General features: G+C 72.0%; 12 protein-coding genes and 1 pseudogene. 9 read left to right on the top strand and 4 right to left on the bottom strand.

The window, feature by feature from the left end; translation table 11 throughout:
- Positions 1–8: 8 nt before the first annotated feature.
- From AB0B35_RS12980 to AB0B35_RS12940, 9 genes and pseudogenes are all read left to right on the top strand, one after another.
- Positions 9–254 (top strand): annotated as a pseudogene (locus AB0B35_RS12980) (peptidoglycan-binding domain-containing protein); the annotation flags it as partial.
- 227 nt (positions 255–481) lie between these two features.
- Positions 482–1,486, top strand: coding sequence for a hypothetical protein (locus AB0B35_RS12975; RefSeq protein ID WP_361044393.1), 1,005 nt, complete (start codon positions 482–484; stop codon positions 1,484–1,486).
- A gap of 105 nt (positions 1,487–1,591) precedes the next feature.
- Entirely contained in the window at positions 1,592–2,545 is a 954-nt protein-coding gene (locus AB0B35_RS12970) for a hypothetical protein (RefSeq protein WP_361044391.1), read from the top strand.
- Between the two features lie 159 nt (positions 2,546–2,704).
- On the top strand, positions 2,705–4,087 hold the full coding sequence (locus tag AB0B35_RS12965; protein WP_361044388.1) for a S8/S53 family peptidase: 1,383 nt from the start codon (positions 2,705–2,707) through the stop codon (positions 4,085–4,087).
- Positions 4,084–4,656 carry a sigma-70 family RNA polymerase sigma factor gene (locus tag AB0B35_RS12960; RefSeq protein ID WP_361044386.1) on the top strand — a complete coding sequence of 191 codons (573 nt, stop codon included), beginning with the start codon at positions 4,084–4,086 and terminating at the stop codon, positions 4,654–4,656. The genes AB0B35_RS12965 and AB0B35_RS12960 overlap by 4 nt, the downstream gene beginning before the upstream one ends.
- Positions 4,656–5,120: a hypothetical protein gene (locus AB0B35_RS12955; RefSeq protein WP_361044383.1), complete on the top strand. Its 465-nt coding sequence runs from the start codon at positions 4,656–4,658 to the stop codon at positions 5,118–5,120. The genes AB0B35_RS12960 and AB0B35_RS12955 overlap by 1 nt, the downstream gene beginning before the upstream one ends.
- Positions 5,117–7,654, top strand: coding sequence for a CHAT domain-containing protein (locus AB0B35_RS12950; protein WP_361044381.1), 2,538 nt, complete (start codon positions 5,117–5,119; stop codon positions 7,652–7,654). The genes AB0B35_RS12955 and AB0B35_RS12950 overlap by 4 nt, the downstream gene beginning before the upstream one ends.
- 862 nt (positions 7,655–8,516) lie before the next feature.
- A complete protein-coding gene (locus AB0B35_RS12945; protein ID WP_360534369.1) occupies positions 8,517–9,617 on the top strand; it encodes a glycoside hydrolase family 11 protein in 1,101 nt (366 codons plus the stop codon).
- Between the two features lie 291 nt (positions 9,618–9,908).
- On the top strand, positions 9,909–10,847 hold the full coding sequence (locus AB0B35_RS12940; protein ID WP_361044378.1) for a cyclase family protein: 939 nt from the start codon (positions 9,909–9,911) through the stop codon (positions 10,845–10,847).
- An 81-nt stretch (positions 10,848–10,928) separates the two neighbouring features.
- Here the strand turns inward: AB0B35_RS12940 and AB0B35_RS12935 are convergent, their stop codons facing one another.
- The 4 genes from AB0B35_RS12935 to AB0B35_RS12920 form a co-directional block, all read right to left on the bottom strand.
- Entirely contained in the window at positions 10,929–12,017 is a 1,089-nt protein-coding gene (locus tag AB0B35_RS12935) for a mandelate racemase/muconate lactonizing enzyme family protein (protein ID WP_361044376.1), read from the bottom strand.
- 23 nt (positions 12,018–12,040) lie between these two features.
- Entirely contained in the window at positions 12,041–12,649 is a 609-nt protein-coding gene (locus tag AB0B35_RS12930; protein ID WP_361044373.1) for a GDSL-type esterase/lipase family protein, read from the bottom strand.
- A 40-nt stretch (positions 12,650–12,689) separates the two neighbouring features.
- Positions 12,690–13,862, bottom strand: a complete 1,173-nt coding sequence (locus AB0B35_RS12925) for an ROK family transcriptional regulator (protein ID WP_361044371.1) — start codon at positions 13,860–13,862, stop codon at positions 12,690–12,692.
- Positions 13,863–13,979: 117 nt separating this feature from the next.
- Complete coding sequence (locus tag AB0B35_RS12920) at positions 13,980–15,317, bottom strand: sugar ABC transporter substrate-binding protein (protein WP_361044369.1); 1,338 nt, start codon at positions 15,315–15,317, stop codon at positions 13,980–13,982.
- Positions 15,318–15,359: the final 42 nt, after the last annotated feature.

Raw genomic sequence — 15,359 nt, 5'->3', positions numbered from 1 at the left:
GCACAGACATGGCAGAGCTGCGCGCACCCCGGTTCTTCGGCGACGAAGCGCTGACGCGCTGCCTGGACGGCCACCGCATCTTCGACGGCAGCGGCGACCCGCCGGACACCGTGAAACGGATCCAGCAGGCTTTGACCGACCTCGGCTACGTCGTCGACGTCGACGGCGATTTCGGGCCTGCCACCGGAGCGGCCGTCACCCGGTACAAGACCGACCTCGGCCTGGACCAGGTCGACCCCGTCGTCGGACGCAACACGGCCGAGGCGCATCGCCGCATTCCGGGCAGTCGCCGCCGGCACCCCCGGCCCGGCCACCATCCGCCCGTACGACGTGCTCGCCGCCGTCGGGCGCACCGTGCCGCCGCTGCTGCCACCGCCCCTGCTGCCCGTGCTGCCCAAGCTGCTCGACTTCGCCTGGGACACCGCCGAAGACCCGGTCGGCTGACCGGTCCACCCACCCCCGCCACACGAAGGAGAACGCCATGAGATGGGGCCTCACCGCCGCGGTCGGCCTGACCGACGCCGGAACCCAGAGTCCGAACCACGCCACCGACCAGCAGCAGATCGGCGAACTGCTCGATGCCGTCGGCCTGCCCGCCGGCGGCACCTCGCTCAGCCTGCTGCCGCCGATCGAGGACGGCACCGCCTCGCGCGAACTGTGCGCGGCGATCCGCGGCTTCCAGGAGATCCAGGGCCTGACCGCCGACTCCCGGGTCGATGTCGGCGGAGCGACCTGGCGACGCCTGGTCGGGCTGGTGGCACCAGGGGAGGAGCCGCCCGGCCGGGTGCCGCTGCTGCTGTCTGCCGCCGACCTCGAGGTGCTGGAGCTGCCTCGGCAGGCCAGTGGGCTGCCCGCGCTGACCTACACGGTCCGGGGCAAGCCGGTCGCCGTGTTCATCGGCCCCGGTGTACGCGTCGAACTGTCGGTCACCGGCCCGCTGAAGGTCGACTGGTCCGGGGCGTACCCGCTCGCCTGCGAGATCGCACCCGACCTGGCCGCGCTGGAGGCGGCCGTCGCCTCCGGCGTCGCGCGCACCATCGGCGGTGTCGCGCTGGACCAGCTCTGCTCGCGGTTGAAGATCGAGTCCCGGGCCGCGATCGGTGCCATGTTCGCCGCCGTGTCGGTGCGGGTCGGCCTGGACGGCACGGTTCAGCTCGGCGGCAGCATCGGCGACGAGCAGGGCTTCACCAGCATCGCCTTCGACGAGGCGGAGCGAGCGGTGATCTACACGATGACCCGCAGGGTGCTGCGGACCCACCCGGTCACCGGGGGAGCGGTGCAGATCTCCGGTGACCTCGCGATCGAACTGAAGATCATCACGCAGGACGGCAGTGAGGCCAGCGTGGTCGCGGCGCTGATCGCGGTCGCCGCGGTGGCCGTGGTGCTGCTGCCGGTCGCCGAGTGGGCCGCGGGCAGCGAATTCGTGTCCGGCCTGGGCACCGGCGTGCGGCAGATCCTCATCCGGCTCCTGCCGGCGACACCCTGAGCGGTGCCGGGCTCCGCCGCGAAACGGCCCCCGGGCCGTGTATCTGCGCGCCGTCCACGGACCCCATACCAGCGTCAGATCCCTCACGAACCGGGAGATCCAGCGATGGCCAGCACATCCGCGCGTCTGCGCCTGTTCGCCGGCGCGACAGCACTCCTTCTCACCCTGACCGCGGCCGACTGCGACGACGGCCAGGGCTTCGGCGGCGGTGACTCCGGCGGCCAGGAACACGTGGCCGCTTCACCGGCCGAGCCGGGCTGCCGCCAGCCCGGCCCGGTCACCAGGGACCTGCTGCCGACCTTCGGCGACGAGCAGACCACCACCATCCACAATCCCTGCCTGCAGTTCGTCGGCCTGATCGCCAACGTCCGCACCGTCATCCCGGCCGAGCAACTGCAGCGCGTCGACGAATTCTCCCAGGGCCTCGGCACGCTCGTCGACCGCGTCGCCAAGGTCGCCGACGCCGTCGAGTGCGGCTACGAAACCGACCGGCTCGCGATCGCGATCTACCAGAGCAACGAATACCGCTACTCCGTCGGCGTGGTCGCGGTCGTCAGCGGCAACCTGCAAGCCCTGGTCGAGGGAGCGGTCTGCTATCTGAGCAAGCAGCTGACCCTGGGCTTCTCCAACGGCTTCCTCAACGGATCCCAGCAGCCGCGGCCGGACTTCTGCTTCGACGCGGTCACCCGCACCCGCCAGGGCCAGCGGTACACCGTGCTGTGGATGGGCTCCACCGACTTCATGTGCATGGACCTCACCGGCCAGCTCAAACCCGGACGGCCCGAGGGCAACGGCGTCACCGCCACCGTCAAGGCCGAACCCAGGGTCATCGTGCGATCCGGGCCGACCACACACGCCGCCATCGTGGGGCGAGCCGACGCCGGCCAGGTCGGCGTCATCGACTGCTACATCGAGGGCCAGCAGGTGTCCGGACGTCGTGGCAGCAGCCGGCTCTGGGACCACACGACCGTCGGGGACGTCACCGGCTACATCGCCGACTCCTGGCTCGACACCGGCGGCGACATCACGCAGAAGGTCCCGCGCTGCGCGATGACCTGAGGACGGCACGCCTATGACGCAACCACGACAGCGCCCGCGTCACAAACCGTGACGCGACGCGCACCCGCCGATCATGTTCCGGCACATAGGATCTGGACGATCGGCGGCAGCCATTGATCACCGTGACGGGCCTGGCCCGTCCTGACGAAGGGACCGGTCGTGAAGGACTGGTACGTGCCCCAGCAGCAGCTGCCGACGACGTTTCCCCAACTCAACCTGGCCGGCGGCGTGGACCTGGACCCGGCCGAAGTGACCTGGGCCAACACCGACGGCGGTGCGCCCACCGTGTACTCCATCTACCTGTTGGCGGTCACCGGCGACCCGCCGCAGCCGCCCGCCGTCGCCGAGCTCGAACAGGCGCTGGCCGGACACGGCTGGTCGCTGTCGGTGTCGAGCGATCGGGTACTTCGACTCGGCACGCAGGACGCCGCCAACCCACCCGACGCGTGGGTCGCCCTGCAGGCGCTCAGAAAGTTCGCCGAAGCCGACGGACTCAGCGGCGCTGCGGCGGAGCTGGTCAAGCGGCTGTCGCTGCACCGGCTGGCCTTCATCGGCATGCCGGCAAAGGAGGGCCACGCCGGTGCGCAGCGGGCGGCAGTCGCCTCGCCGCTGATCCGGCTCAGCCGACGCCCGGTCGACGCCCTGCCCGGCCGCCGCCGACCCGTCGTCGCGATCCTCGACTCGGGCATCGGCCGACACGACTGGATGAACGAAGCCCTCGACGACCAGCCCGACCCGATCCACCTCGACGCCGCCGACCTCGGCTGGCAGGCCCCCGGGACCGTGTCCGCCGAACCGGCCGACTTCGACGGCGCTGACCCACGCACCCACTCCCACGCCGGGCACGGCACCTTCATCGCGGGCCTGATCCGCCAATGCGCCCCGGACGCGCGGCTGCTGTCGATGCATGTCATGCGCGCCGACGGCATCATCGACGAGCAGGTCATCCTGTCCGCCTTGGAATGGCTCGTGGAACGGGTCCGCGGCGCCGAGGCAGACCCGCAGCGGTTCGTCGACGTCGTATGCCTCGCGTTCGGCTACTACGAGCAGACCACCGAGGACAGCCACCACACGATCCAACTGCGCCGCCTGCTGGGCGAGCTCGGCGACATGGGCGTACGGGTCGTGGCGTCGGCCGGCAACCACGCCAGCGACGCCCCGGTCTTCCCGGCCGCCCTGACCGCGCTCGCCCAGCCGGACACGGTGCCGCGCACCGAACTGGTCAGTGTCGGGGCGCTGAACCCCGACCTGTCGCGGGCGGCCTACAGCAACTTCGGCGACTGGGTGATGGTGTGGACGGTCGGCACGGCGCTGGTCAGCGCGATGCCGCTGTTCGGCCACCAGCGGCTGCACCGCGAACCGGCCTCCAACTACCTGGAGGACAACCTGGCCAGCGGCTTCGCCCGGTGGAGCGGCACCTCGTTCGCCGCCGCGGTGACCGCCGGACTGATCGCCGCCGCGATCATGGACGATGACGACGACCAGGTCGCGCCCGACGCGGCACACGGCCGCGCCGGCCGCGCGCTGGACCGGATGCGATGACCTCCACCGGCACCGAACGCCAAGCCCACCTCGCCGACCTGCTCGAACGAGCACGGGCCGGCGAGGCGGGCGCCCTGGACGACATCGTGCGCGAGCTGACCCCGCTGCTGTGGCACGTGACCCGCGCCCAAGGCCTCGACGCGGCCGACGCCGCCGACGCCGTGCAGACCACCTGGCTGGAACTGTTGCGCGCGCTGCACGAGATCCGGTCTCCGCACGCGCTCACCGCGTGGCTGGTGACCGCCGCGAAACGCGAATCGTGGCGGGTGCAACGCCAGCGCCGGCAGACCGTCGCCGCCGACACCGACGACGAGCAGCCCGACCCGCGGCCCGAGGCCGCCGAGCACCTCATCGCCGACGAACGCCGCCGGCTGCTCTGGAACCACGTACAGGCCCTGCCCGGCCGGTGCCGGGAGCTGCTGCGCATCGTGGCGATGGTCGACCGGCCCGACTACACCCAGGTCGCCGCGGCACTGGGCATGCCGCACGGCAGCATCGGACCCACCCGGGGACGATGCCTGACGAAACTGCGCGACGCCCTGCTCGCCGACCCCCGCTGGAGTAGATGATGAGCGAGTCGCAGCCGCTGGACGCCGCCGATTTCGACCTCCTCGACCAGATCCGCGACCTGCACGAGACCGTCGACCCGATGCCCGCCGACCTCGTCGAGCGGTCCCTGTTCGCGCTCGCGTCCCGCCAACTCGCCGCCGAGATCGCCAGGCTGCAGGCCGAGCAGCCGGTCGCGGCCCGGTCCACCGAACACACCCGCACCCTGACCTTCGAGGCCCACAGCCTGACCATCATGGTCACCCTCACCGAGGCCGGCCGCGGCCGGCTGCGCGTGGACGGCTGGCTCGCCCCGGCCGCGCCGCTGCGGGTCGAGCTGCGCCGCGCCACCGGCTCGCAGATCACCACCGCCGACGAGGCGGGCCGGTTCGCGTTCCCGGAGATCGAACCAGGCCTCGGGCAGTTGCTCGTCTTCCGCGACCACCCGCACGAGCCGTGGATCGTCACCCCGGCCGTCGCACTGTGACCGCCTCCGCCATCCCGGCCGAACCACCAGCCCCGGCGCCGGCCGCAGGCAACGCCTCGGCAGGGGAGGCGGCCGCACTGCATGCCGCGGGAGTCGCCGCCAACGCCGACATGCGCCCCGCCGACGCGGCCGCCTCGCTCAGGCAGGCCCTGTCCGTACTGGACGCCGCAGGCGAGCACCGCAGCGTGCTGCGGGGCCGGATTCTGCTCAGCCTCGCCCTGGCCGAATCCGAGCAGGGACACGTCGACACGGGACTCCAACTGCTCGCCGACGCCGAGCAGCTCCTGCCGCCAGGCCACCGCGGCACCTTGCACGGGCAGCGGGCCATGCTGCTGCGGCGCACCGGCCGCGACGACCAGGCACTGACCTCCTACGGCCACGCACTGGCCGAGCTGAGCGAACACGACGAACCCGAAGAGGTCGCCCGGGTGCTGCTCAACCGGGCAGTGCTGCACATGGCCGCGTCCCGACCGAGCGCCGCCCGCGCCGACCTGCTTCGCTGCGCCGCCATCGCCGACCGGCACGGCTACCCGCGACTGGCCGCGAAATCCGTACACAACCTCGGCTACCTCGACTACCTCGCTGGCGACCTGCCCGCCGCGCTCGGCCGGTACGCCGACGCCGCCCACCGGTACGCCACGATCCTGCCCGGCATGCTGGCCGTGCTCTCCCTCGACCGGGCGCGGGCCCTGCTCGCCGCCGGACTGCACACCGACGCCGACGCCGAACTCGCCGCCGCCCAGCACCGCCTCGCCGACCAGCGACTCAGCCAGGACCACGCCGAGACCCACCTCGCCCGCGCCGACGCCGCGCTGCTCGCCGGACAGCCACAGGCCGCGATCGGCTGGGCCGAAGCCGCCCGAGACCTGTTCCGCCGGCGAGACAACCCACGCTGGACCGCGCGCGCCGACCTGGCCGCCCTACGGGCCACGTTCGAGGCCTCGGCCGACCCGGCCGGCCTCGCCCAGCACGCGGTCGCACTGCGCGAGCACCTCGCCGCCCTGCCGCTGCCCGAGGACGCCCGCCTCGCCGGGCTGCTTGCCGCCCGCGCCTACGCGGCCGCAGGCGACCTGGACCGCGCCGCCGGCCAGCTCGCCACCTGCACACCCCGGCGGCTGGACCGCCTCGACACGCGCCTGCTGTGGCACCTGGCCCGCGCCGACACCGCACCCGCCCGCACCGCCGCCCGGCACCTGACCGCGGGCCTTTCCGCCCTGCACCGGGCCAGAGAACAACTCGGCGTGCCCGACCTGCGCACCGGCGTCGCCGTCCACGGCCGGGAACTGGCCCACCGGGGCCTGCGCGCGGCCCTGCACACCGGCCGCCCCGCCGACATCTTCCGCTGGGCCGAACGCGCCCGCGCTCAGGCGCTGCTGCTGCCGCCGGTGCGCCCACCCGACGACCCGCGGGCCGCGGCCGCGCTCGCCGAGCTGCGCGGCGTACGCCAGAGCATGCGCGACCGGGAACTCGCCGGACACCCCCTCGGCAACCTGCCCGCCCGCGCCGACGCCCTCCAACGTGTCCTGCGCGAACACGCCTGGGCCACCGCCGCGGACGGGCACAGCGTCGCCCCGCCCGTGTCCCTGTCCGGCGTCCGCGCGTTGCTCGGAACCGCCGCGATGGTGTCCTACCTGCCCGGCGAGCGGCTGCGGGCCCTGGTCGTCACCTCCCGCACCGCCCGGGTCGTGGATCTCGCCCCACCCGGCCAGGCGACCGAGGCTCTGCTGCGCCTGCGCGCCGACCTCGACGCCCAGGCCGGGCGGGCGCTGCCGGACCGCCTCGCCACGGCCCTGGCCGCGGCGACCGCCCGCGACAGCGCCGCCCTGGCCGCCGCGGTGCTGGACCCGCTGCTGCCGCTGCTCGGTGACGCCGAGGTGATCGTCGTCCCCACGGGAGCCCTGATGGCGGTGCCGTGGTCGGTGCTGCCGGGCCTGGCCGGCCGACCGGTGACCGTGGCACCGTCGGCGACGGCGTGGGCGGCGGCCCGCGCCCGCTCCGCTCGCGCCGGACCGGTCGCGCTGGTCTGCGGGCCCGGCAACGAGCGCGGCGAACCGGAGGTCGCCGAGATCGCGGCCCGCTACCCGGGGGCGAGGGTGCTCGTCGGCGGCCGGGCCACCGCCGAGGCGACGCTCGCGGCCGCCGACGGCGCCTCGCTGGTCCACATCGCCGCGCACGGCCACCACGACACCGACAACCCGCTGTTCTCCCGCCTCGACCTGGCCGACGGCCCGCTGTTCGGCTACGACCTGCAGCGGCTCGTGGCCCCGCCGGCCACGGTGGTGCTGTCCTCCTGCGACATCGGGATGCACCACATCCGCCCCGGCGACGAGGCGCTGGGCATGGCGGCCGCCCTGGTCGGGGCCGGCACCCGCACCGTCGTCGCCAGCGTCTGCCGAGTCCCCGACGAGGACGCGATGCCGGTCATGGCCACCTTCCACCGGCTGCTCACCAGCGGGTGGGCTGCGGCGAACGCCCTTGCCACAGCCGTGCCGCCGGGCATGCGCTCGGGGTTCATCTGCTTCGGGGCCGGCTGACCCGGGTCTGCCGGATCGGGTCCTGGTAGGTACGAGGCACACCCGACAGTCAGGTCGCCAGGTCATTCGGCGCGCAGGGCGGGCACGGGGTCCAGGCGCGCGGGGCGCAGGGCGGGCAGGACACCGAAGCAGTTGCGTGAGGGCCTTGCCAGCGCGCAGCAGATCCTTGACCGTGGCCTCCGGATGGGGTTCTTCGACGGCGGCCGCGGCCAGGACTGACGGCATCGCCGCGGCGGTGAGCCGTCGGCGGCGCGACGGGCGGGCAGGGCGCGGATCACGGCGGCCAGCATAAGCTATGAAACGGTCATTAAGGCATATATGGGAACCGTACCGGGGTAGGCTTGCGTCCGTCCTGCTGCTCGCCCGGCGGTGGCACCTGTGGGCCGTGCCGGATTCCCTGTATTCCGGCTGCGATCCGGGCCGGGCGCGCGCCGTATGCCGGGGTCCGTCGCCTCGGTGACGTACCCGCCTGTCGCGGAAGTCGACTTGCCGGCGACCGGGCGTCCTTGCGGGTCGGGCACGTGCTCGTGCTGAAACTTTCGGAATCTCCGATGCTCTGGTCACATGGCAGCATTCCCGCCCGGGGCGGAGTCGAGGCGGCGGTGTTTCGCCGATAATTTCCGGAAGTTGTTGACAGGTTCGGCGGGGCGGTCCAATACTGCGAGCATCGATGATTGTCGACGATCGGCGGTCCTCGGCCGTGGCCATGACCTGGCACCTGGCTGTCGACCGGACCACGCCCACGCGTCACCGGCACGCTCCGCCGTTCCCTGACGGCCGCCCGCCCGGACGGCCCCGACGGCATCGAGTCGATTCCCCGCAGCCTTGCCCGCTGGCTGCCCTGTCGTGAAGGAACACTCGCGTGAACGACCAACCGTCCCTCCCGCTGCCGCGCAGGCGCAGCCGGGTCAACGCGCTCATCGGCGGCGCGTGCGCCGTCGTGCTGGCCGCCGCGTCGATCGTCGTGGCCGGCACGGCCCATGCCGAGGCCGACCGGACCATCACCTCGAACTCCACCGGCTACCACAACGGCTTCTTCTACTCGTACTGGAAGGACAACGGCAACGTCACCATGAACCTGGGCGCGGGCGGCCAGTACAGCGTCCAGTGGAGCAACATGAACAACACCGTCGTCGGCAAGGGCTGGAACCCCGGGTCCAGCCACACGGTGAACTACTCGGGCAGCTTCAGCCCCAACGGCAACGGCTACCTGGCGCTGTACGGCTGGACCACCAACCCGCTCATCGAGTACTACGTCGTGGAGGACTTCGGCAGCTACAACCCGAGCACGGGCACGACCCGGCTGGGTTCGGTCACCACCGACGGCGCCACCTACGACATCTACCGCACCCAGCGGGTCAACCAGCCGTCGATCATCGGCACCGCGACGTTCTACCAGTACTGGAGCGTGCGCCAGCAGCACCGGACCAGCGGCACCATCACCACCGCCAACCACTTCAACGCGTGGTCGCGGCTGGGCCTCACGCTGGGCACCCACAACTACCAGATCATGGCGACCGAGGGCTACCAGAGCAGCGGAAGCTCCAACATCACCGTCAGCGAGGGCGGCAACCCGCCGGCCAGCCCGAGCGCGTCGGCCAGCGCGAGTCCCCGGCCGAGTGCGTCGAGCTCGCCCGGCGGCGGCAGCGGAGGCTGCCGGGTGACCAACGCGCTCAATCCGTGGAACAACGGCCTGACCGACAACATCACCATCACCAACACCGGCTCGACGGCTGTCAACGGCTGGTCGCTGCGCTTCACCCTCGCCTCGGGCCAGAACATCACCTCCGGCTGGAGTGCCACCTACTCACCGACCAGTGGGCAGGTGACCGCGACCAACGTGAACTACAACGGCTCGATCCCACCGGGCGGGTCGACGACCATCGGCTTCCAGGCGACCCATACCGGCAACAGTTCCGCGCCCACCGGGTTCTCCCTCAACGGAACCGCCTGCGGCAGCTGAACCGCGCCGACGGCAAAGCCCTCGCACCATGCACGGCCCCGGCCGGCGGAGCCACCGCCGGCCGGGGCCGTGTGCGAACCGGTCGAGGCTTCCGCGGTTCTAGCGCCGGCCGGGCGTTTGCCAGCGGGCGTGTTGCTCGTGCTGACCGGCCGACTGTCCGCCCGTCGATGTAGTGTCAGGCCCGCTCATGAACGGGCGGCGGTCATGCCGAAGGCGAGGGCGGAACGTCCCCACCTGCGGGGCCCCGGACCGTGCGACCGGAGGAGTCGAGGGATGACGGCAGGCCGACCGATGCCCACACAGGACGATGTGCTCGGCTACTTCGACACGCTGTCGAACTGGGGTCGCTGGGGTGACGACGACGAACGCGGCACCCTGAACCACATCGGCGACGACGTCCGGCTGGCGGCGGCGCGCGCCGTGCGCCACGGCAGGAGCGTGTCGTGCGCATGGGAGGTCGCCGTGCCGGACGACATGGAGCGGTCGACGACGACGTGCCCGTGCGCCGCCGACATGCCGGGTGCCGAGAACATGCCGGTGGCCGCCTTCCATGCCGACCGGCGCTGGGGCTTCTCCTCCGAGCGGCTCGGCATCACCTTCCACGGCAACACCATCACCCACCTGGACTCGCCGTGCCACATCCTCTGGGACGGCAAGATGTACAACGGACGCCCGCATTCGCTGATCGACGGCGGGACGGGATCGGCGTGGGCGGCCGTCACCGCGGCAGCGGACGGGATCGTCACGCGGGGTGTCCTGCTCGACATCGCAAGGGTCCGCGACGTGCCGTGGCTGGAGCCGGGGCGGGGCGTGACCCCCGACGACCTCGAGGAGGCCGAGCGCCGCCAGGGTGTGCGGGTGCGGCCCGGCGACGCGGTGCTGCTGCGGACCGGCTACGGCCGCTTCCGGCACGAGCGCGGTGCGGCCGGCGGTTTCACACAGGCCGGCTGGCACGCATCATGCCTGCCCTGGCTGCACGAACGGCAGGTCGCGCTGATCGGCGCCGACACCCCCCAGGACGTTCAGCCCTCGGGTTATCCGGACGTGCTGATGCCGGTGCACGCCGTGAGCCTCGTCGCTATGGGACTGTGGATGCTCGACAACTGCGACCTGGAGGCCTGCGCGTCGACGGCTGCCGAACTCGGCCAGTGGGACTTCCAGCTCGCGGTCGCACCGGTCCGCTTCGCCGGCACGTCGGGCAGTCCGGTCAACCCGATCGCCACGTTCTGACCGCGGGGAGGAGACCCGCAGCAGACCCGGAAGGCGTCCGGGCGGATGTCGGTCTCGGCTTCCGCGAGGTCAGCGGCGGCGTCAGGCGGTACGCAGGTTGTCGATGGCGTCTAGATCCCAGTCGATGCCCAGGCCGGGCTGTGCCGGTGCGAGCGCGTGCCCGTCGGCGACCTCGATGCCGGACCTGGTGATGGCGCGCAGCTGCGGGATGTGCTCCAGGTAGCGGCTGTTCGGCACGGCGGCGCACAGGCTGACGTGCAGCTCCATCAGAAAGTGCGGGCAGATGGCCACGTTGTGCGCTTCGGCGAGGTGGGCGATCTTCAGCCAGGGTGTGATGCCGCCGACCCGGGCCACGTCGGCCTGCACGATCGAGGCCGCGCCCCGGGTGAGGTATTCGGCGAACTGGCCTACCGAGTACATCGACTCGCCGACGGCGATGGGGATGGCGGTGGCCCGCGCGAGCCGCTCGTGGCCGGCGACGTCGTCGGCGGGCAGCGGCTCCTCCAGCCAGAACAGGTCGAGGTGCGCCAGGGCCCGCGACCGCCGGACGGCTTCGGCCAGCGTCATCGACTGGTTGGCGTCGACCATGATGTCGAAGCTCGGCCCGAGCGCGGAGCGTACGGCGGTGAGCCGGTCGACGTCGTCGGCGAGCGACGGCTTGCCGATCTTGACTTTCACGCCGGTCATGCCCGAACGCTGCGCGGACCGGGCGCCTTCGACCAGCTCGTCGGGGCTCAGGTGCAGCCAGCCCATCTCGGTGTCGTAGAGCGGGATCCGGTCCTTGGCGCCGCCGGCCAGCCGCCACAGCGGCAGCCCGGCGGCGCGTGCGCGCCGGTCCCACACGGCGGTGTCGACGGCGGCCAGCGCCAGCGAGGTGATCGCGCCGACGGTGGTCGCCCGGGTGGCGGCGTGCAGGTCGCGCCAGATCGCCTCCGGACGGCCGGCGTCCTGTCCGAGCAGGCGGGGGAGCAGGTAGTCGGTCAGCATGGCCAGCACCGCGGTGCCGCCGGTGCCGATGGTGTACGCGTAGCCGCGCCCGTGCCCGCCGTCGGCGGTCTCGATCTCGACGAAGATCGTCTCCTGCTTGAGGAACGCCTGGACGGCATCCGTGCGCGGCACTTCCACGGGAAGGTCGACCAGGTAGGCACTGGCATGGGAGATCACTGACATGGGGTGCTCCTTCGGGGGCCGGGTCAGGGCCGCTGTAGTGCGGTGACGGCGGGTCCGGCGTGCTGCAGCCACAGCGCCGCCAGCAGCGCTGTGCCGTGTTCGCTGGGGTGGAAGCCGTCGGGTGCCACGGTCGCGGCGTCGCCTGCGGCGTTGAGCGCGGTGTCGGCGGGGACCAGGACCGCGCCGTAGTCGTGGGCGAGGGCGCGTACGACCTCGATCTTCGGGTCGAGATCGGACCGCCAGGATCGCTGCTCGGCGTCGACGGGCAGCAGGAACGGCTCGACGAGCACCAGCCGTGTCCCGTTCGCGGCCAGCGGGTCGAGCAGGGCCCGGTAGTTGGCGTCGAACTCCTCGGCCGCCATCGGGTCCGCGCGGTGGTATCGCCGCCACGTGTCGTTGATGCCGACGAGCACGCTGACCAGCGCCGGGCGTTCGGCGAGCACGTCGGTGTCCCAGCGGGCGAGCAGGTCGCGGGTGCTGTTGCTGGTGATCCCGCGGTTGAGCCAACGTGCTTTCGGGCCGATGGCCTCGGCGACCCGGCGGACGTAGCCGTCGCCGAGCCCGTCCGGGTCGTCGTGGCGGCCGCTGTCGGTGATGCTGTCGCCGATGAACAGGACGGTCGGCGCGGTCATGGCGTCCTTCCGGGGTCGACGGGGTCGGTCGGCTGCGGGCTCAGTCGCGGTTCTCGGCCAGTCGCCGGATCGCCGACGCGGACGCGCCGCGGGCCCAGTCCTCGAAGGTGTGCGGGCGGGTGACGATCCTGCACCGGGCCGCCGCGCCGAAGGCGTGCTCGGCGAACGCGGCCCGCAGGTGCGCCTCGAACAGGTCGAAGTCGCTGACCGCCTCACCGCCGATGATGACCAGTTCGGGTCCGGTGAGGTTGACCAGCGTCGCGATCGCGGTGCCGATCACGGTCGCCGCCTGCTCGAACGTGCGCACCGCCAGCGGGTCGCCGTGGTGTGCCAGGTCGACGACCTCGCCGATCGACAGCTGCCTGCCGTGCCCGCGCGACACCTCGGCGACGATCGCCGGGGTCCCGGCGACGGCCTCGACGCAGCCGCGCCGCCCGCACGGGCAGGTCCGGTCCGGTGAGGTGAGCGGCAGGTGCCCGATCTCGCCGGCCACGCCGTAGGCGCCTTCGACGACCTCGCCGTTGACGTGCAGTCCGCTGCCGATGCCGCGCCCGATCGTGACGATCGCGAACGAGGCGGTGCCCACACCGACGCCGAACCAGTGCTCGCCGATGGTCAGGGCGCGTACGTCGTTCTCCACGAGCACATCGCGGCCGAGCCGCTCGGTCAGGATCGCCGCGAGCGGCACGTCGGCCCAACCCATGATCGCCGACTCGCGGACGGTGCCGCCCTGCGTGTCGACGTCGCCGGAGACCGTGACCGCGACGGCGCACAGCCGCCGGGCGTGCTCGCCGAGCAGGCCGACGAGCCGGTCGGTGGTGGCCTCGATGGCATCGACGACGGTGTCGAGCTTCGTGTTGTCCAGCGGCCGGCGGTCGCTGGCCAGGATGCGGGTGGTCAGGTCGGTGGCGACGCCCACGACCTCGTCGGCGTTGACCTTGATGCCGAGGCAGACCAGCGCGTCGGGCACGACCATCAGCGGGTTCGCGGGGCGTCCCGGCTGCCCGTCGCGTTGGGACTGCAGCCGGTCGGAGACCAGGCCGACCTCGATGAGCGGCGCGACCGCCTTGGTGACCGCGGCCTGGGACAGGCCGGCCAGCCGGGCGATGTCGATGCGGCTGATCGGACCCCGGGTGAGGATGGCCTTGAACACCTCGGCCGCCGCGGCGGAGGCTGCCTGCAGCAACGCGACGGCGGCGCCTGGTTCGTTCATCGGGGATTCCCTTGTGGTGTGGATACCGTTCAGGTGCGGGCGGTGGCGCGTGATCCAAGCAATACCGTAGAGGTGCGGGGGCGGGCGCGAACGCCGTTCCCACCCCCGCACCGGGTGTCACTCGGCGAGGATCTCCTCGGTCTTCTTCGCCATCTCACCGAACACGTTCTTGTCGCGCTCACCGCTGAAGTACGCCTCGAACAGCGGCTTGATCGTGTCGGCGAGTTCCTGGCCGTTGGCCGTGGGCGGGGCCGCCCACAGCTCGCCGTTGTTCAGCGCGTTGACGAAGCCCGACAGGTCGAGCCCCTGGGCCTTCTGCGCGTCGACGGCGGCCTGCAGCGACTTGGCGATCGAGGGCAGGAACGTCGCGTCGACGCCGGCGGCCGACTGGCACGCCTCCGATCCCATGTAGGTGACCCACTTCCACGTCGCGTCGAGGTTCTTGGTGCCGACGTAGATGTTGTTGGCGTTGGAGTTGGAGATCATCGAGCGGCCCTTCGGGCCCTTGACGGTCGGTGCGATGCCGACCTTGACGCCCGGGATCTTCGTGATCGAGGTCGCGTCCCAGGTGCCGCCCTGGATCATCGCGACGGTTCCGGAGCCGACCTGCTGGCTGCCGGAGACCGTCAGCTGGCCGTAGGCGGGCATCAGGCCGCGGTCGCTGAGGCCGCGCACGTACTCGAGGGTCTTGACGAACTCGGGGGAGTCGTACTGGAAGCGGGTCGGCCACGCCGGCTTGTCGCCCATGCGCCAGCCCAGGGTGGACACGAACGAGTTCCACGAGGTCTGGCCGTTGAAGTCACCGGAGGCGAGGCTGCCGATGCCGTAGGTGGCGACCTTGGTCTTGTCGAATCCGGCCTGGTCGCCGCGGACGCCGTTCTTGTCGACGGTGAGGTGCGCGACGATGTCGTCGAAGGTGCCGCCGTCGTCGGGGTTCCAGGTCATGTTCTGGACCTGCTCGGCGGTCAGGCCCGCCTCGGTCACCTTGGCCTCGTTGAAGTAGATCGCGGCACCGGCCCAGTCCAGCGGGATGCCGTACTGCTTGCCGTCGGTGTACTTCCACGAGTCGACGCCGATGTCGAAGACCTTCAGGTCGTAGCCGGTCTTCTTGATCAGGTCGTCGAGCGGCATGATCTGCTTCTGCCCGGCGTAGGCGCCCAGCAGCGGCACGCTGTTCTGGAACGCGTCCGGGGCGGCCCCGGAGACGAACCCGGCGGTGAGCTTGGTGAAGTAGTCGCCCACGCCGTACTGGGAGATCTTGACGGTGATGCCGGGGTTGTCCTTCTGGAAGCCGGGCAGGCACTTCTGGTACGAGGCGGCCTGCCGCTCGTCCCAGGTCCACCAGTTGACCGTGCCGCTGCCGGCGCTGGTCTCGTCGGTGGTCGAGCAGGCGGTGAGCGCGGAGGCGGCGATGACGACGAACGCTAACGCCGATGCGATTCGCTGCGGTTTCACGAGTTCCTCACTGTGGGTGGCGGGGCGCCGTCGCTGACGCCC

It is taken from the genome of Catellatospora sp. NPDC049133 (genome assembly GCF_040648455.1).
GTDB lineage: Bacteria > Actinomycetota > Actinomycetes > Mycobacteriales > Micromonosporaceae > Catellatospora > Catellatospora aurea.
Note: the sequence above shows the minus strand (reverse complement) of the source record. Positions and strands in the feature narration are given on the sequence as shown.

Bases quoted from the DNA above. Each gene is read 5' to 3' on its own strand.
- AB0B35_RS12935 (WP_361044376.1), bottom strand. From the start codon at position 12,017: ATGTCAGTGATCTCCCATGCCAGTGCCTACCTGGTCGACCTTCCCGTG.
- AB0B35_RS12955 (WP_361044383.1), top strand. From the start codon at position 4,656: ATGAGCGAGTCGCAGCCGCTGGACGCCGCCGATTTCGACCTCCTCGAC.
- AB0B35_RS12930 (WP_361044373.1), bottom strand. From the start codon at position 12,649: ATGACCGCGCCGACCGTCCTGTTCATCGGCGACAGCATCACCGACAGC.
- AB0B35_RS12970 (WP_361044391.1), top strand. From the start codon at position 1,592: ATGGCCAGCACATCCGCGCGTCTGCGCCTGTTCGCCGGCGCGACAGCA.
- AB0B35_RS12960 (WP_361044386.1), top strand. From the start codon at position 4,084: ATGACCTCCACCGGCACCGAACGCCAAGCCCACCTCGCCGACCTGCTC.
- AB0B35_RS12940 (WP_361044378.1), top strand. From the start codon at position 9,909: ATGCCCACACAGGACGATGTGCTCGGCTACTTCGACACGCTGTCGAAC.
- AB0B35_RS12925 (WP_361044371.1), bottom strand. From the start codon at position 13,862: ATGAACGAACCAGGCGCCGCCGTCGCGTTGCTGCAGGCAGCCTCCGCC.
- AB0B35_RS12975 (WP_361044393.1), top strand. From the start codon at position 482: ATGAGATGGGGCCTCACCGCCGCGGTCGGCCTGACCGACGCCGGAACC.